Origin of the sequence: Serratia sp. ME47, from assembly GCF_903970925.1 — a bacterium.
Lineage (GTDB): Bacteria > Pseudomonadota > Gammaproteobacteria > Enterobacterales > Enterobacteriaceae > Serratia > Serratia ureilytica.
This window is the reverse complement of record NZ_CAJCKE010000001.1, coordinates 58,424-75,234: the sequence shown is the minus strand read 5'-3', so window position 1 is coordinate 75,234 and position 16,811 is coordinate 58,424. Positions and strand designations below refer to the sequence as shown.

The following is a 16,811-nucleotide window of genomic DNA, read 5'->3' as shown; positions in this document are numbered from 1 at the left end:
ACGCTTATCTTTATTTTGTGCATGGTTGGCTACTTGCTGCTGCTGGGCTACCTTAGCGTGTTCGTCACGGACAAGATCTGTGAGAAGGCAGGCAACTACACCAAAATATGCCGCATCGTAGACATTTCAGAGCCCCATATCCCCAGATAGCACCGCGTTTAGCCGAGGTAATCGGTGGTGATCAGCGGGGTCAGGATCGCCGCCAGCGCCGCGAGCGTCGTCCATTGCCGCCAGCCTAGGCGAGCGAGCCAGTCATGCCGCTGTGGCGGCGTGGCCAGATGCCCGACGGCCACGGTGCCGGTCAGCAGCAGCGTCAGAATCAGCAGCACCAGGCCACGGCTCACCAGCGTGAACTCAATGTGCAGCACATTGGCGTAATACAGGCGCATCAGAATAAAATAGCCCAACAAGATCCAGGCGAAAACGACGTTTTTCTTGAGCACCTGTTGCAACATCAGCGCGAGAAACAGGCTGTGACACAGCGATAGCAGCGGGGCTTCGATCGGATGCCGAACGCAGACGTTGTAGACCGCCATGTAAATGTTGAAAACCAGCAGGATATAGATCACATAAATATACCAGCCGTAGATCACTTTGAGTTTTTTGGCGCTCGGCGGCAGGGAGAGTGCGTCCGGTTTCATTAGGGCCTCCTGATGACGCCACGCAAACGCTGCAGTTGAAGGCGGCGCGTCGGCATCGTAATTTATAATCCACAGGGTATATATCACCCGAGCGCTAAATGAGAATTAAACGCTGAACCGGCTTTATTCCCGCGTTTGCGCGGAACTATTTTTGGCCCGCAGGGTCGATTGGCGAGCGATCGCCAGGCGATTCTCGCACTGAGATGAAGCAAGCAATACGCTGATATGAAAGATTATAAAAACACGCATGGCACCAGGCTGCTGCTGATATTCACCCTGGCGTTTTACATCCTGTTGCCGCCTGTGCTGACCGCCTGCGTCTTCACCCGTTTCAATCTTAATCCCTTCGCGATCGTCAAATTTTTGCACTTTAATCCGTTCTTCGCCGATCGGGGCATACCCGGTTATCAGACTTTCCTCTACCTGCTGATGCTTTGGTTGGGGGGGAATATTTTACTATGGCTGATGGTATGGGGCGCGGGGCGGCTGTACCGCCGTTGGCGATCGCGGCGCGGTGAATAGTCGCCCCCTAAATAATACGTTACGCGGGGAAATGGCCTTTCATTTAACAATGCGCCGTATCGTCACTTGTTTCGCCGGTGAGGGGGCAGCGTCGTCGGCTGACCCATTCCATTAGCACGGCTGTTTAAAAGCATCCGTGGCGGCACAGCCTGTTAGGGCGTTAGAACAGCGAAAACAGCAAGACGACCGGCAGACTCAACGGCCAGGTTAACCCGATGGTCAGCGCGCTGATGCAACGAATTTTGACGGTGTCCCTGCTTACCAGGTAGGTGAAAATCATTGAAACTAACAGACCAATAAAATAACAGTATTGCGTTGCAACCCACAGCGACGACATGAAACTCGATCCCAGTTGTATTTTTACGCGCGAATTTTAGGAGCTTGGCGGGCGATAATCAATGACCGAAGGCCGTTAATTCATGCCTTTATCCATAAGAATGCATAATTTATTTCTATAAAGAATGTAAGGTTATTAACGGCTTTATGTTTATTACGAAAAGAAATCAACAACATAGTTACCGGTAACATTTTAAGGTTGTCAGCCTGATTTCAGGCGGGAACGGTGTGAAGAAGGAAAATAGTCATTCAGATGTCCGGAAACGCGACGAGGTTATCAATCATAAATTTTATTGATGTTTTAGTGGGCGAGCAGACGAAGGCGAGATCGCGTTGCGCCGGCGAGCTTTGGGTTCTTTTTAGCTGTCGGCGGGCGAATGATGGGATAGAAACATGCGGGGAGAGGGGTTTTTAGCGCATCGTCCGGATGCGCTGCCGGTCAGCCAGGAAGGGGGGTTTGGTGTTGCTGTAGGTTTAATGAATGTTAAGACCGTAGACGAACAGCCACGAAAACAGCAGCGCCAGCAGGCATGTCATCAATACGATGGAGATCATTTCCTTCACAACTTCATTCCTTTTCCCGATGAAACAAATTTACTTGTCTTTGTTTTTGCGTGGGATTTTAGATCGGCATGGGTAAAAATCCTAGTTTTAATCCCGTTTTTTGCACTGCCGCCACGGCGTACGCTGCCTCGGCAAGTCATGACGACGCCTGTAAACCGAGCGCCTTAACCCGTCGTAGCTATTGCCGAATACCGCAGTGCTAACTATATAAATGGAGATCGCGCGACGTCGCCGGCTGCAAGGCGCGTCCCTGTAGGGCGGCTGTTGATCTGTCTACAGCGCCTCCAAATGAGATGAAGAGGTCGGCAATGAGCACAAAACCAACCATCGTGCTGGTGCACGGATTCTGGGGCGGCGCCGCGCACTGGAGTAAGGTGATTATCGAGTTGTCGCGCAGGGGCTATTCGGCGATTCATGCGGTGGAAATGCCGCTGACCTCACTGGCTGAGGATGCGGAACGGGCGCGCAAGATGGTCGCGCAGCAAGCGGGACCGGTATTGTTGGTGGGGCACTCTTACGGTGGCGCGGTGATCACGGAAATGGGCAACCAGCCTAACGTGGTCGGCCTGGTCTACATTGCCGCGTTTGCGCCGGATGCCGGTGAAAGCCCCGGTGGCATTACGCAAGCGCATCCTCCTGCGGCAGTCGCGAATCTGATTCCGGACAGCGACGGTTATCTGTGGATCAAGACCGACAAGTTTCACGAAAGCTTTTGCCAGGATCTTACCGCCGACGAGGCTCTGGTGATGGCGGCGACGCAGAAGGCGCCATTGGCCGATACCTTCGGCAACCCCCTCGGTGAGCCCGCCTGGAAACATAAACCGTCGTGGTATCAACTCTCCAGCGACGACCGCATGATAGCGCCGGAGAACCAACGGCGTATGGCGCAGCGGCTGCAGGCTAAGAAAGTGATGGTGCTGAAGGCCAGTCATGCCTCGCTGGTTTCCCATGCCGATGACGTGGCGGGATTGATTGACGAAGCGGCCGGTTCAAAATAAAACCCGGGCAGAAACGCGCTTCGGGCCAAAAAAGAGACACCTTGCGGCAAAGGGGTGCTTCGCTTCGCATTAGGGATAAGCGCTGATATCGCTGCCGGAGTTCATTATTAACAGCATAATCAACACCACGGCGGCGGCAATAATGGCGTAGATTTCCGCCTTGCGCATATCGATCTAGCGCCCGTTAACGCCGATCATTTCTATTGCCGCGCGATGCAATTTTTGAAAATACTCGTCGTGCTGTTGTTCAACTTCCTGAATAAGACTGGCCAGCAGATTCTGTTTGGTGATCGGTTTGTTGGCGATAAGCACCAGCAGCACGCTTTTGCCGAGCAGGCAGCAGATTTGCTTATGGTATTCATCAACATCATTCTTGTTGAGGCCATAGAGGGTGTAATCGATCATGGTGTCTAACCTGCTGACAGGTAAATTGCCCGCCGAAGCGGGCTGAGAAGCCATAGAAAATAAAATGAGTCAAATTTCGCTTAGGGTGGAACCCGATGCGTGTGTTAACGATAACTGAATGGGAATATTCCCATCAAGACGCATGAGGGAGGATGTGAAGGTTTAGGAATAACCTCATAAGAAAGAGCGGAAACGGGCGGCCATCACGGCGTGCTTATTTGTCTGTCACAGCGTTCGTTCTCTCTACATTATTTTTTTCGACCCGTGCATCCACTTGGAGAACCTCATACGTATATCAGGAATGAGCAACACTTACGCTCAGCTTACGGAGAGGACTTCATCATGAAAACACTTATCGTTACTCTGGTTACCGGCTCATTACTTTTCGGCGTCGCCACTTATGCGGCGAGTGGGGACACGTCATCCGTAATGGTTGGCGGCGCGGCGATGTACCCCTCAAAAAACATTGTGCAAAATGCGCTGAACTCAAAAGATCACACAACGTTGGTCGCGGCCGTTAAGGCCGCCGGCTTGGTTGATACTTTACAAGGCAAAGGTCCTTATACTGTTTTTGCGCCGACGAATGCCGCATTCGCCAAATTACCGGCCGGCACCGTTGAAAATCTGTTAAAACCCGAAAATAAAGCGCTGTTAAGCAGTGTATTAACCTACCACGTTGTGGCTGGGAACTACGACATGCGGGCGCTGGAAAGAAAAATTGAGCAGGGCGGCGGACGGGCGGAACTCAAAACCGTCAACGGTCAGTCGCTATGGTTTATGAATAATGGCCCGCATAATATTCAGATCAAAGATGCTAAAGGCGACGTCGCCAACATCAGCACCTATGATGTGCGGCAGCAAAACGGTGTAATCGACGTTATTGATACCGTGCTAATGCCCAAGTAAGGCCTATACTCGGAATGGGCAAAGCTTAACAGCTTTAGGGATGGTATGGATCACTCGTTGAAAGAAAACCAGGTAATGTGCTTAAAGGCGATCGCTAATGGCGATCGCCGAGCATTTGAACGCTTGTACAGATCGACATCCGCAAGTTTATTCGCCATTGCGCTGCGCATGTTACGTAATCGCCAGTGGGCGGAAGAGGTTCTGGTCGACGGCTTTCTTGCCGTGTGGCAGCGTGCCGGAGATTATGATCCGACCTTGAGTTCGCCTATGACATGGCTTACTCACATTATAAGGAACCGATGTATAGATGGATTGCGTAGCCGGCACGGACGCCATATCGGACTGGAAGAAGAATATAGCGATCAAATCCCTCAGTCGGAAAATGAAAGCCAGGGTGATGAGGGGGAGCTGGCTAAAAAGTTAAATGACTGTTTGAAGCATCTGACGTCTGAACAACGGCAAAGTATTGCTTTGGCATATTATCAAGGGATGTCGCACGCGGATATCGCTGATTGGTTGCAGCAACCGCTTGGTACGGTAAAAAGCTGGGTCCGCAGGGCGCTAGCACATCTAAAGGATTGCCTGGGCCTATGAACAGACGCGAAAGTGATGACATGTTGGCTGCAGAATATGCTCTTGGCACGCTCAGAGGGAATGCCCGGCTGCATTTTGAGCGCCGTCTGAAAACGGACAGCATTTTGGCGACCCAGGTTGGAAAGTGGCAAAATATGTTGTCGGGGTTGGATATCGATATAATGCCAATACCGCCCCCTGAAAGCGTTTGGAAAAAAATTGAATTAAATCTGCCTCAATACGCTTCGCCTCGACGGCGCGTGCGAAACTATATTGCATGGGGGCTTGCTGCGGGATTGGGCGCATTGAGCCTGAGCTCGTGGTTTTATTGGCGTGCGCCAGAGCTGAAACCGTTAGTGGTCCTGAACGGAGCGCATCAAGGGACGTGGGTCGTAAGTTCAGACGGTCAAAGAAAAATTGTTCGTATAACCCCCTTAGGCTTGGCCGCTATTCCGGATGGAAAAAGTCTTGAGCTGTGGCTGATCCCCGTTGGACATAAGCCCGTTTCAATTGGACTCGTGAACGTGAAAGGCGTGAGCCAGTTTTATTTGGCAGATGCAGATTTAGTTAAAGGAACAACGATTGCCATTAGCCTGGAGCCATTAGGCGGCTCACCGAGCAAGCAACCGACCGGCCCCGTGTTGTATTCAGGTGAGTTGGTTCTATGATTGACGCCGGATGCGGATGCATCCCGCAGAAATAGCATTTGAATTCGTTGAGAATAAAAACGGCCGGGCAGGTATTCTCCGGCCGTTTTTATGATTATGCGGTCTGTTTGCGGAACAGTTCGCGGAATACCGGATAGATATCGTCCGGTTCGCGGATATGCTGCATGGCGAAGTTGTCGAATTTCGCCTGCAGATCTTCGTATTCGCGCCACAGCGTTTGGTGAGCGCGGCGAGTGATTTCGATGTAGCTGTAGTACCGCACCATTGGCAGGATCTTCTTCGCCAACAGCTCGTGACACAGCGGTGAATCGTCGGCCCAGTTGTCCCCGTCCGACGCCTGCGCGGCGTAGATATTCCATTGCGCCGGATCGTAACGCTCTTCGACCACGTCGTTCATCAGTTTCAATGCGCTGAAGACGATGGTGCCGCCGGTTTCCTGCGAATAGAAGAACTCCTGCTCGTCCACCTCTTTCGCCTGGGTGTGATGGCGAATATAGACCACCTCGACGTTTTTGTAGGTTCGGCTCAGGAACAGATAAAGCAGAATGTAAAAACGTTTGGCCATGTCTTTGGTGGCCTGATCCATCGAACCGGATACGTCCATCAGGCAGAACATCACTGCCTGGCTGGAGGGCTCCGGCCGGCGCTCGTAGTTTTTGTAACGCAGATCGAAGGTGTCGATAAACGGCACGCTTTCGATTTTCTTGCGCAGTTCGGCAATCTCTTTGCGCAGCCGCTCTTCTTCCAGCAGTTGCACCGGCTCGGTGTTTTCCAACTGGGTCAGCGCGTCTTCCAGTTCGTGCAACGCGCGCCTTTTACCGGCGGTCATGGCGGTACGCCGCGCCAGCGAGTTTTGCAGCGAACGCACGACGCTGATGTTGGCCGGCACGCCGTTAGCGGTATAGCCGGCGCGGTGGGTTTTGAACTCGGTCAGCTGCTTGTACTGATTCTTTTTCAGGTTGGGCAGGGCGAGATCCTCGAATAAAAGATCGAGGTACTCGTCTTTGGATATCTGGAAGACGAACTCATCCTGGCCTTCACCGTCCTGGCTGGCGTTGCCCTGGCCGCCGCCACCGCCTGCGCCGCCCTGAGGCCGTTCGACGCGATCGTTCTGCACGAAGTGGTCATTGCCCGGGTGAACGCGATGGCGCGTGCCGCCGCGCCCCTGATGAAACATCGGTTCGTTGATATCGTCAGTGGGGATAGAGACTGACTCCCCGCTGTCTACGTCGGTGACCGAACGCTTGTTAATGGCTTCGGCAATCGACTGTTTGATTTGCGACTTGTAACGGCGCAAGAAGCGCTGGCGGTTCACCGTGCTCTTGTTTTTGCCGTTCAGCCGCCGGTCAATGAAATAGGCCATACTTCCCCCAAACGACGTTGCCAACTCTTCATGTCCCGGCCGCGGCAGCGCAATGTGCCAGCCCCTCCGTGGGCTGCGCTGCAACGTCCATGATTGTGGACATGGCCCTGATAATGCCGCTTACCTGAGGCGTTATGAGGATTTTCTGACCCGCAGATACCATTCACACAGCAGGCGCACCTGCTTGCGGGTATAGCCTTTCTCCATCATGCGATCGACGAAGTCGTCGTGTTTTTTCTGCTCGTCCGTCGATGTTTTGGCGTTGAACGAAATCACCGGCAACAGTTCTTCGGTATTGGAGAACATCTTTTTCTCGATCACGGTGCGCAGCTTCTCGTAGCTGGTCCAGTTCGGGTTGCGGCCGTTGTTGTTGGCGCGGGCGCGCAGCACGAAGTTCACGATTTCGTTGCGGAAATCTTTCGGGTTGCTGATGCCGGCCGGTTTTTCAATTTTCTCCAGTTCGGCGTTCAGGGACTCGCGGTCAAACAGCTGGCCGGTGTCGGGATCGCGATACTCCTGATCCTGGATCCAGAAGTCGGCATAGGTGACGTAGCGGTCAAAAATGTTCTGTCCGTATTCCGAGTAGGATTCCAGATAGGCGGTCTGGATCTCTTTGCCGATAAACTCGGCGTATTTCGGGATCAGATAGCCTTTCAGGTGCTCCAGGTATTTCTCCGCCAAATCTTGCGGGAACTGTTCGCGCTCGATCTGCTGTTCCAGCACATAGAACAGGTGCACCGGGTTGGCTGCCACCTCGGCGTGATCGAAGTTGAATACCCGCGAGAGGATTTTAAAGGCGAAACGGGTGGAGAGGCCGTTCATGCCTTCGTCAACCCCGGCGTAGTCGCGGTATTCCTGATAGGACTTGGCTTTCGGGTCGGTATCTTTGAGGCTTTCGCCGTCATACACGCGCATTTTCGAGTAGATGCTCGAGTTTTCGGGCTCTTTCAGCCGCGACAGCACGCTAAAGCGCGCCAGCGTTTCCAGCGTGCCAGGCGCGCAGGGCGCATGGGTCAGCTCACTGTGATCCAGAAGCTTGTCGTAAATTTTGATCTCTTCCGACACGCGCAGGCAGTAAGGCACCTTGACGATATACACGCGGTCGAGGAACGCTTCGTTGTTCTTGTTGTTACGGAAGGTCACCCACTCGGACTCGTTGGAGTGCGCCAGAATAATGCCGCTGAACGGCAGGGCGGAGATGCCTTCGGTGCCGTTGTAGTTGCCTTCCTGGGTTGCGGTCAGCAGCGGATGCAGCACCTTGATCGGCGCTTTGAACATCTCGACGAATTCCATAATCCCCTGGTTGGCGCGGCACAGGGCGCCGGAATAGCCGTAGGCGTCCGGGTCGTTCTGTGCGTGGTTCTCCAGTTTACGGATGTCCACTTTACCGACCAGCGCCGAGATGTCCTGGTTGTTCTCATCGCCCGGCTCGGTTTTGGCGATGGCGATCTGTTCCAGAATGGAAGGGCGCACTTTCACGACTTTAAACTTGGTGATATCGCCACCGAACTCATGCAGGCGCTTCGCCGCCCACGGCGACATGATGGTGCCGAGATAGCGACTTGGGATATTGAACTCTTTTTCCAGGATCGTGGCATCTTCCTGCGGATTGAACAGGCACAGCGGATGATCGTTGACCGGGCTGCGTTCGCCGTTGGCGCTGAGGGTGTAGATGGGCACGCGCTGCATCAGCGCTTTCAGACGTTCCGCCAGCGAGGACTTGCCGCCGCCCACCGGGCCCAGCAGGTAAAGGATCTGTTTCTTCTCTTCCAGGCCCTGAGCGGCGTGTTTCAGGTAAGAGACGATCTGTTCGATGGCCTCTTCCATGCCGTAGAACTCTTCGAAGGCCGGATAGCGTGCGATCACGCGGTTGGAGAACAGGCGCGACAGGCGTGATTCTAGCGCAGTGTCGACCATCACAGGTTCACCGATAGCCATCAGCAGACGTTCGGCTGCGTTGGCATAGGCACTGCGATCTTGCCGGCAAATGGTAAGAAATTCCTGCAGTGTGAACTCTTCGTCCTTGGCAGCTTCGTAGCGCTGGCGATAGTGGTCAAATATGTTCATGATGCCCGTCCTTTCGTTATTAGCACAGGTTAAAGAGAGCGTGTGATAGTGTTCTGGCTCCCGAAAGATGAGAATACGCCTGAGTACAGCAACCCGTATGCCAACTTGGTGCGCTTATTATCGCGAGTTGCGCTGTATGCCACTGGGCCCAGGATAAATTCACCTTCTGATTTAAGCTTAGTTTGCTTGCCGGAAAATTTCCTGCCGTAGAAAAAGCTTTTTTTAAGTCATATCAATGACTCAGTTATTGCCGGGATAACCAAATGCCTTGTCTGGCGCGGCCTGCGGCATGAATCGTCATCGTTTCGCCATGATTAATTCATAATTCCCCTATAAGTTATTCGATCTTGGTCGTTTTCTATTGTAAAGATTAGGCGCGTAACTAAATTTTCACATAAACTATTGCGGCTATTAACCCTGTAATTTATGGAAAAAGAACCAGTGAAGATTTCAAAACTCAAAACGCTAGCAATTATCGCTTTCGCAATGGTTTGTGCGCAAAGTGCCCAGGCGGGAACCTGGTCACTGGGTGCTGCCGCGCTGGTTAGCCCGGACCCGTATCGCGGTTATCAGGATCGCGTTTATCCGGTGCCCGTCATCGACTATGAAGGTGACGACTTCTACTTCCGTACTCTGACCGCCGGTTACTACCTGTGGAAAGATCAAGAAAATCAGCTGAGCATCATGGGGTATTACACGCCATGGGGCTACCGTCCGGGCGACAGCGACGACGATCGCATGAAGCGTCTCGACAAGCGTCGCGGCACGCTGATGGCCGGCCTGGCCTATTCACACAACGCAGAGTGGGGCACCATTCGCACCACCTTCACCGGCGACACGCTGAACTACAGCAACGGGCTGGTGGGCGATGTGGCTTATCTGTACAAGTTTGATCTGGACGCGTTGACGCTGGTTCCGGGCGTAGGCGTGATGTGGAACAGCAAAAACCAGAACAAATATTACTATGGCGTCAGCGCCAATGAATCGCGCCGCAGCGGTCTGGACAGCTACACCCCGAGCGATAGCTGGGCGCCGTATATCGAGCTGAGCGCCAATTACCAGATCAACAAGAGCTGGAACGCCTTCTTCCTCGGCCGCTATGTGAAGTTGTCGGATGAAGTGAAAGACAGCCCGATGGTGGATAAATCTTACACCGGTTTGCTGATGACAGGTGTGAGCTACACCTTCTAATCGCGCATTGCACGATAAGCGTGCATGGCGTGCATCAAAAAGGGGCGCGAGCGCCCCTTTTGCACATCCGTAGTGCGCTGGCGCGCACGGGGTTTCAGGCCTTTTTACGGCTGCGGAAGGTCACACCCAAACGGGCGGGTTGTTCGCCGGCGGCGACCAGCGGTTTGCTGACGCGCCCAGTCTCAACGCAGACCATGGTCTTGTAACCGTCGTTCGGCATGTCTCCCATGCTGCAGGACAGCTCTACGCCGGGGTTCCAGGCGATAACGTCGCTCATATGATGGTGATGAACCTCGATGGTGCGTGCGAGCGCCGGATCGCGGATCAGGCTGAAGGCCTCCGGATGGGTATAGACGCGGTCGGTTTGGCCGACGAAGGTCACGTCGCCCGTCTGACGCGCTTCGACGCCGCCCGCCACCTTATCAATATAAGGTTCGCCCAGGCCCGCCACGCTGACCCGATCGATATCGCCAACCTGGAAGTAGCTGTGCAGCGCCGCCGTGGCTTGATAATCGCCGTGCGATTCCAGTTCGATCTCGCACTCTTCACCCAGCTTGAAGCGAGCAATCAGCGTGAAGGCGTGCGGCCACAGCTTGCGGGTCTGCTCATTGTCTTTCAGCGTAAAGGTCAGGATGACGCCGTTGTCATCTTCATCGTGCGCCGTCAGGCTCCAGGGCTGGTTGCGGGCGAACCCGTGGGAGGGTTGCGCCACCGGGCCGAACCACGGCCAGCAGATCGGCACGCCGCCACGGATGGCCTTGCCTTTGGCGAAAGGCGTGTTGTTGCTGAGCCAAATTACCGGCTGCTCACCGCTAGGCTGCCAGGCTAGCAAATGCGCACCCTGTAGCGCGACCGCCGCGCGCACTTTCGGGTGCGACACGACCACCACGCCCAGCTCATCGAGTTGGCGCTGGCTGATATAAGGAGAAATCTGTTCGGAAACGGGCAGGGTGAAAATTTTCTCGTTCATTTCATAACCTATTGTTTGCCGGAAATAGAAATGGACCCTATTAGCTTTCGGGTCACAACCAGGCCCTCAGGCGCATGCTTAGACAGTGACTGAGGTGAGTGTGTGCAGCGAACAACGCTGTGACTCGAAAGATGACGGGTAAAAAAAGGGCGACAAAAAAATGTCGCCCTCATTATCAGCTTAACATCATGCCATTACTTGGAGATGTGAGCGATCAGATCCAGAACCTTGTTGGAGTAGCCGGTTTCGTTGTCGTACCAGGAAACCAGTTTCACGAAGTTGTCGTTCAGTGCGATACCGGCTTTGGCATCGAACACGGAAGTCAGCACTTCGCCGTTGAAGTCGGTGGAAACCACGTCGTCTTCAACATAGCCCAGAACGCCTTTCATAGAGCCTTCAGCGGCGTCTTTGATGGCTTTCTTGATTTCTTCGTAGGTAGCCGCTTTTTCCAGACGCACGGTCAGGTCAACAACGGACACGTTAGGGGTCGGTACGCGGAACGCCATGCCGGTCAGTTTGCCTTTCAGCTCTGGCAGAACCACGCCAACCGCTTTCGCTGCGCCGGTAGAAGAAGGGATGATGTTCTGGGATGCGCCGCGGCCGCCGCGCCAGTCTTTGTGAGACGGGCCATCAACGGTTTTCTGAGTAGCGGTGGTCGCGTGAACGGTGGTCATCAGGCCTTCAACGATACCGAAGTTGTCGTTGATGACTTTAGCCAGCGGCGCCAGGCAGTTGGTGGTGCAAGAGGCGTTGGAAACGATGTCCTGGCCGGCATATTTGTCAAAGTTGGCGCCGCGAACGAACATTGGGGTCGCATCTTTGGATGGGCCAGTCAGAACCACTTTTTTAGCGCCGGCGGTGATGTGTTTACGCGCGGTTTCGTCGGTCAGGAAGATACCGGTCGCTTCAGCAACCACATCAACGCCCACTTCGTTCCACTTCAGGTTAGCCGGGTCTTTCTCTGCGGTAACACGGATGGTTTTGCCGTTAACAACCAGGTGGCCGTCTTTAACTTCTACCGTACCGTTGAAACGGCCGTGAGTAGAGTCATACTTCAGCATGTAAGCCATGTACTCTGCGTCCAACAGGTCGTTGATTGCAACGATCTCGATGTCAGAACGCTCTTGAGCAGCACGGAAAACAATGCGACCGATACGGCCAAAACCGTTGATACCTACTTTGATAGTCATATATTCCACCAGCTATTTGTTAGTGAATAAAAGGTTGGTTGTAAAATTACAAAAACCTTACCCAGCGTCAAGCGGAATCGTGTCAATACTTGCGGCAAGTCAAACCGGAAGGGTGGTTTTGCACGCTTATTGCACAGTCCATTTGCGCTCGGCCTCATCCGTTATATGGGGACAAGCCGCCAAGTATAAAGTCAGCATACGCAAGATGTGTGATCGCTATCACATATCATCGTGACGTGGCCTTTATGGGCTACAGTTTAGGCCAAAAACCCCTGCAGCGGTGTTAATTTTTTGTTATTATTAATCATTGTTTTCGTTGACATTATCCACATTCAGAGATAAGCACAAATGGCTAAAGAGACAACCCCCGCTCATCCGGTCACGGAACTGAATGAAATCCAACGTTATGTCACGCAACAGCGTGGCACCGAAGCGCCGTTTAGCGGCAAATTGCTGCATAACAAGCGTGAGGGCGTGTACCATTGTCTGTGCTGTAACCAGCCGCTGTTCTATTCCGAAACCAAATACGATTCCGGCTGCGGCTGGCCCAGCTTTTACGAGCCGGTTTCCGCCGATGCAATCCGTTATCTTGATGATAATTCACATAATATGCATCGTGTTGAAATCCGCTGTGGCCACTGCGACGCGCACCTGGGGCATGTATTCCCCGATGGCCCGCAGCCGACCGGTGACCGTTACTGCGTCAATTCCGCCTCGCTGAGTTTCACCGATGGCGAAAATGGCGATCAAACGGCCGGTTAAGCGGTAATTTAACCAACAAAATCGATTCAGCTAATTATTCTTCCGTAAGCGAGAAGGGCCCTGATGGACGTGAAAGATCTGATTGCGGCGATGACGCCCGAGATATACCAACGCCTGGTGCAGGCGGTTGAACTGGGCAAATGGCCGGACGGCGTGGCGCTGACGCCGGAGCAAAAGGAAAACAGCCTGCAGGCGGTGATGCTGTGGCAGTCGATGAACAACGTCGATCCGCAGCATATGAGCATCGGCACCGACGGGCAGATCGTGATGAAGAGCAAACAAGAGCTGAAGCAGCAGTTCGTTGCCGAGCCGCTGGTGAAACTCAAGCCGCAGTAAGGCTCCACCCCTAAAGCGGGGCGATGTCGCCATCGCCCCGTCGATTCAACGTTTCTCGCCCTTTATGCCCAGCGATTCCGCCAGCTGCTGCGCCAGCCGGTTATTGTCGTCTGCGCCGTATTCCCAGAACATCGCACCGCCCAATCCCTGGCTTTTGATGTAATCGGCCTTGATGGCCACCGAACGCGGGTTCTCGTACGAGATGGCGAACAGCGGCTTGCCCTCGGCGGATTGCAGCGTCAGGTATGGCACTTTGGCGTCGTCATCCCAGTGCTCGCGGAAACGCTGCTGCGGATCGTTGAGCAATTTGTTGACGATATCGCGGTATTTAAAATAAGTGTCTTTGCTGAGATCCAATCCCAGCGTGCGGAACAGGGCGATTTCTCGCGCGCTGAAGTAAGGCTGCGTCACCGGATGCTTGGCGGCGTCCGGCTTGTCCCAGTCGATGCTCGCCTCGGTCGCCCGTTTCGGCACCCGGCCGTAGAAACCGATGCCCAGGTTCATCTGCGCCGGTTTCAGACCGGCGGCCAGATAATGCTTTACTACGTTATCGGCGCTGTAGCGATCGGCGGCGGCTACGGTTGGCCAACGCGTTGAATCGTACAGGTTGGCATTGAAGTACTGCGTGCCGTAAGCCATGTCGTAGGTCATCAGATTGATGTAATTGAGGTAGGGCGCAATATTTTTCACATCGACCCATTCACGTGGGCTTTTGACGTTGGCGCCAACGGCGATGGTCAACAGTTTGCCTTTACCCAGCGCCTGGTGAAGCTCTTTCAGCAGCAGGGTGAAGTTGTCGCGGTCTGCCGGTTGGCTTTCCACCAAACCCCAGGCGCCGTTTACCGGGTATTCCCAGTCCAGATCGATCCCATCCAGCCGGTACTGCTCGATCACCTGCAACGCGGAGCGAATGAAAATCGCCCGGTTTTCCGCGGTGGCGGCGGCGCCGGAGAAACCGCGTGCGCCCCAGCCTCCGACCGACAACAGCACTTTCAGCTCGGGGTTCTGTTTGCGCAGCACCGGCAGACGTTGCAGATCGGCCGTGACTTTCGGCGACAGGTAGATCTGGTGGCGGCGAGCGGGGTCTTTCAGCGCCGCATTGGTTTCGTCTTTCTCGTCGTTGTAGATCAGGCCAAACGAATAGTTGAGGTGGGTGATTTGCGTCACGTCCAGCTTGTCGATGTCACCACCGGGGCCGGCGGTGACGTCGCCGCCGCCGTTGAAGTAGCCGACGGAGAGATAGGCCGCCTGAGCCGCGCCGATACCGGCGATAGCCAACTGCACCGCTGCCAGCAAAGGCAGCAGTTTTCGGGTTATTTTCATGTTTGTCTCCTTGGGATCGGCAAGGCCGACCGTACCGCCAGTAGCGGTCACAATAAAGCCGGGCTCAGCGGGCCCCGGATGCGTATAACCGTTTGACGCCAAAAGCGTCGCTGCCATAACAGCAAAAGCGCCTGCCGGTCACAAGCGGCTGGAGGAGAAGAAGAACAGCATTGTGAGCGGCGTCGATATTTTCGCCGCCGCCCAGAGAGGGCGCCGATAGCGCCCGGCAGGATTTAATTGGTGAGAAATTGTGACAGGGTAACTAGCTGCGCGCCGGCGCGCGCCATCTCCTGCAGCGCCCGCTCACTGTCGTCCGGCTGCAGATTCACGCCGCGGCAGCCGTCGACGATCACCTGCGTCGGATAGCCGGCAGCCAGCGCATCCAGCACGCTGAACTTCACGCAATAGTCGGTTGCCAGGCCCATGATCGCCAGCCGCTGAATGCCCTGCGATTGCAGCCAGCCGTGCAGTTCGGTCTGCGCCCGGTGGCCGTTATCGAAGAACGCGCTATAGCTGTCGATGTCCGTATCCTGTCCTTTGCGAAAGACGGCATTGATGTGTTGCCGCTGCAGTTGAGGATGAAAATCGGCGCCGAGGCTCCCTTGCACGCAGTGCACCGGCCACCACACCTGCGGCAAACCTTCCAGTTCACCGAGGGTGCCGACTTGCGCATCGGAGTTCACCGCAAAGCTGCGGTGATTGGCGGGATGCCAGTCCTGGCTGGCCACCACCGGTTCGCCGCGCGCCAGGCAGGCGGCGATCGCCTGATTGGCGACCGGGATGACGGCGTCGCCCTCCGTGACCGCCAGCGCGCCGCCGGGGCAGAAATCATTTTGCAGATCGATCAACAACAGGGCCGTTTTCATCGCCGCTCCAAAGATCGGTAGGTTAACCGTTGATGCTCAGCTCGCCGCGCAGATCTTGCTGCATCAGGGCGCGGATTTGTTCCGGCGTCAGCGGCTGGCTCAACAGATAGTGCAGCTTGGTCAGAGCGGCTTCCACCGTCATGTCGAAACCGCTGATCACCCCGGCGTGCGCCAGCGCGTTGCCGGTGGCGTAGCCTTCCATATTGACGCGCCCGGAGATGCACTGCGTCAGGTTGACCACTACGATGCCGCGTTCGGAAGCCGCACGCAACTCGTCGATCAGCTCGGCCTTCTGAGGCGCGTTGCCGACGCCGTAGGAGCGTAAGATCAGCGCCTTGACCGGTTGCAGCAGGAAGTTGCGCACCACCGCGCCGGAAATGCCCGGATAGATGGTGACGACGCCGATCGGTTGCGGCGTGATGTCATGTACCTGCAGCGCGCCGTTGCAAACCGGGCTGTCGATGCCGTGCTGGCGACGAATGTGGATACCGGCTTCCAGCAGCGGCGGCAGGTTGGGTGAAGCGAAAGCATCGAAGCCGTCGGCGTGCGCTTTGGTGGTGCGGTTGCCGCGGAACAGCTTGTTGTTGAAGAACAGGCTGACTTCGTTCACCGGATGGTTGGCCGCCAGGTACAGTGCATTCAGCAGATTGGTTTGGCCATCGGAGCGCAGCTCCGCCAGCGGAATCTGCGAGCCGGTGACGATCACCGGTTTGGCCAGGTTCTCCAGCATGAAGGAGAGCGCCGAGGCGGTGAACGCCATGGTATCGGTGCCGTGCAGGATCACGAAGCCGTCGTAGCGATCGTAGTTCTGTTTGATGTCGTCGGCGATGTGCTGCCAGTCTTCCGGCGTCATATCCGAGGAATCGATGAGCGGCGCGTATTCATGAATGGTGAAATCCGGCATCTCTGGCCGATGGAATTCCGGCATCAGCGCCAGCTGACGCTGCAGGTGGCCGGAAACCGGAATATAGCCGTGCTCGGAACGCTGCATGCCGATGGTGCCGCCGGTGTAGGCGACGTAAATGGATTTCTTTTGCATGGTTATGATTTTAACAAAGATAAGATGGGCTGAATTATAGGGACATGGCGGCAGAAAAAAAGCCCGGCGGAGGCCGGGCTGCAGAATTATT

General features: G+C 54.9%; 19 protein-coding genes. 9 read left to right on the top strand and 10 right to left on the bottom strand.

Features of this window, described 5'->3' with window-relative positions; translation table 11 throughout:
- Positions 1-158: 158 nt before the first annotated feature.
- Positions 159-641: a hypothetical protein gene (locus H7A77_RS00390; protein ID WP_108680898.1), complete on the bottom strand. Its 483-nt coding sequence runs from the start codon at positions 639-641 to the stop codon at positions 159-161.
- A gap of 225 nt (positions 642-866) precedes the next feature.
- Here H7A77_RS00390 and H7A77_RS00385 point away from each other — a divergent pair, with 225 nt between their 5' ends.
- Positions 867-1,163 (top strand): hypothetical protein, encoded by a 297-nt coding sequence (locus H7A77_RS00385; protein WP_033643321.1) that lies wholly within the window; start codon positions 867-869, stop codon positions 1,161-1,163.
- Positions 1,164-1,323: 160 nt separating this feature from the next.
- Here the strand turns inward: H7A77_RS00385 and H7A77_RS00380 are convergent, their stop codons facing one another.
- On the bottom strand, positions 1,324-1,500 hold the full coding sequence (locus H7A77_RS00380; RefSeq protein WP_033634815.1) for a GhoT/OrtT family toxin: 177 nt from the start codon (positions 1,498-1,500) through the stop codon (positions 1,324-1,326).
- A gap of 392 nt (positions 1,501-1,892) precedes the next feature.
- On the opposite strand from H7A77_RS00380, the gene H7A77_RS00375 reads away from it, so the two are divergent.
- Both H7A77_RS00375 and H7A77_RS00370 read left to right on the top strand, forming a co-directional pair.
- Positions 1,893-2,231, top strand: coding sequence for a hypothetical protein (locus H7A77_RS00375; RefSeq protein ID WP_159085280.1), 339 nt, complete (start codon positions 1,893-1,895; stop codon positions 2,229-2,231).
- A 140-nt stretch (positions 2,232-2,371) separates the two neighbouring features.
- Positions 2,372-3,061: an alpha/beta hydrolase gene (locus H7A77_RS00370; protein WP_042784718.1), complete on the top strand. Its 690-nt coding sequence runs from the start codon at positions 2,372-2,374 to the stop codon at positions 3,059-3,061.
- Between the two features lie 174 nt (positions 3,062-3,235).
- Here H7A77_RS00370 and H7A77_RS00365 read toward each other — a convergent pair whose 3' ends face one another.
- Positions 3,236-3,466, bottom strand: a complete 231-nt coding sequence (locus H7A77_RS00365; protein WP_033643319.1) for a hypothetical protein — start codon at positions 3,464-3,466, stop codon at positions 3,236-3,238.
- A 342-nt stretch (positions 3,467-3,808) separates the two neighbouring features.
- On the opposite strand from H7A77_RS00365, the gene H7A77_RS00360 reads away from it, so the two are divergent.
- The 3 genes from H7A77_RS00360 to H7A77_RS00350 are packed head-to-tail and all read left to right on the top strand — an operon-like array spanning position 3,809 to position 5,613.
- Positions 3,809-4,372, top strand: a complete 564-nt coding sequence (locus H7A77_RS00360; RefSeq protein ID WP_033650960.1) for a fasciclin domain-containing protein — start codon at positions 3,809-3,811, stop codon at positions 4,370-4,372.
- A gap of 45 nt (positions 4,373-4,417) precedes the next feature.
- Positions 4,418-4,966: an RNA polymerase sigma factor gene (locus H7A77_RS00355; protein ID WP_033650962.1), complete on the top strand. Its 549-nt coding sequence runs from the start codon at positions 4,418-4,420 to the stop codon at positions 4,964-4,966.
- Entirely contained in the window at positions 4,963-5,613 is a 651-nt protein-coding gene (locus H7A77_RS00350) for an anti-sigma factor domain-containing protein (protein WP_042784716.1), read from the top strand. Before H7A77_RS00355 ends, H7A77_RS00350 begins: the two co-directional genes overlap by 4 nt.
- 94 nt (positions 5,614-5,707) lie before the next feature.
- On the opposite strand, the gene H7A77_RS00345 is transcribed toward H7A77_RS00350, so the two are convergent.
- Positions 5,708-6,976 carry a YeaH/YhbH family protein gene (locus tag H7A77_RS00345; protein WP_182073673.1) on the bottom strand — a complete coding sequence of 423 codons (1,269 nt, stop codon included), beginning with the start codon at positions 6,974-6,976 and terminating at the stop codon, positions 5,708-5,710.
- 132 nt (positions 6,977-7,108) lie between these two features.
- Entirely contained in the window at positions 7,109-9,043 is a 1,935-nt protein-coding gene (yeaG, locus tag H7A77_RS00340; RefSeq protein WP_016927472.1) for a protein kinase YeaG, read from the bottom strand.
- A 426-nt stretch (positions 9,044-9,469) separates the two neighbouring features.
- Here yeaG and H7A77_RS00335 point away from each other — a divergent pair, with 426 nt between their 5' ends.
- Positions 9,470-10,234 (top strand): MipA/OmpV family protein, encoded by a 765-nt coding sequence (locus H7A77_RS00335; RefSeq protein WP_304621527.1) that lies wholly within the window; start codon positions 9,470-9,472, stop codon positions 10,232-10,234.
- A gap of 94 nt (positions 10,235-10,328) precedes the next feature.
- Here the strand turns inward: H7A77_RS00335 and H7A77_RS00330 are convergent, their stop codons facing one another.
- Together H7A77_RS00330 and gapA are read right to left on the bottom strand one after the other, a co-directional pair.
- Positions 10,329-11,204: a D-hexose-6-phosphate mutarotase gene (locus H7A77_RS00330; protein WP_182073672.1), complete on the bottom strand. Its 876-nt coding sequence runs from the start codon at positions 11,202-11,204 to the stop codon at positions 10,329-10,331.
- A 194-nt stretch (positions 11,205-11,398) separates the two neighbouring features.
- Positions 11,399-12,394 (bottom strand): glyceraldehyde-3-phosphate dehydrogenase, encoded by a 996-nt coding sequence (gene gapA / locus H7A77_RS00325; RefSeq protein ID WP_004932222.1) that lies wholly within the window; start codon positions 12,392-12,394, stop codon positions 11,399-11,401.
- A gap of 348 nt (positions 12,395-12,742) precedes the next feature.
- Here gapA and msrB point away from each other — a divergent pair, with 348 nt between their 5' ends.
- Both msrB and H7A77_RS00315 read left to right on the top strand, forming a co-directional pair.
- Positions 12,743-13,156: a peptide-methionine (R)-S-oxide reductase MsrB gene (msrB, locus tag H7A77_RS00320; RefSeq protein ID WP_033643315.1), complete on the top strand. Its 414-nt coding sequence runs from the start codon at positions 12,743-12,745 to the stop codon at positions 13,154-13,156.
- Positions 13,157-13,219: 63 nt separating this feature from the next.
- Complete coding sequence (locus H7A77_RS00315; RefSeq protein WP_004932218.1) at positions 13,220-13,492, top strand: YeaC family protein; 273 nt, start codon at positions 13,220-13,222, stop codon at positions 13,490-13,492.
- A gap of 45 nt (positions 13,493-13,537) precedes the next feature.
- On the opposite strand, the gene H7A77_RS00310 is transcribed toward H7A77_RS00315, so the two are convergent.
- The 3 genes from H7A77_RS00310 to ansA form a co-directional block, all read right to left on the bottom strand.
- Entirely contained in the window at positions 13,538-14,815 is a 1,278-nt protein-coding gene (locus tag H7A77_RS00310; protein WP_182073671.1) for a glycoside hydrolase family 18 protein, read from the bottom strand.
- 233 nt (positions 14,816-15,048) lie between these two features.
- Positions 15,049-15,681: a bifunctional nicotinamidase/pyrazinamidase gene (gene pncA / locus H7A77_RS00305; RefSeq protein ID WP_147838022.1), complete on the bottom strand. Its 633-nt coding sequence runs from the start codon at positions 15,679-15,681 to the stop codon at positions 15,049-15,051.
- A gap of 22 nt (positions 15,682-15,703) precedes the next feature.
- Positions 15,704-16,720 (bottom strand): asparaginase, encoded by a 1,017-nt coding sequence (ansA, locus tag H7A77_RS00300; RefSeq protein WP_033643312.1) that lies wholly within the window; start codon positions 16,718-16,720, stop codon positions 15,704-15,706.
- Positions 16,721-16,811 lie beyond the last annotated feature (91 nt).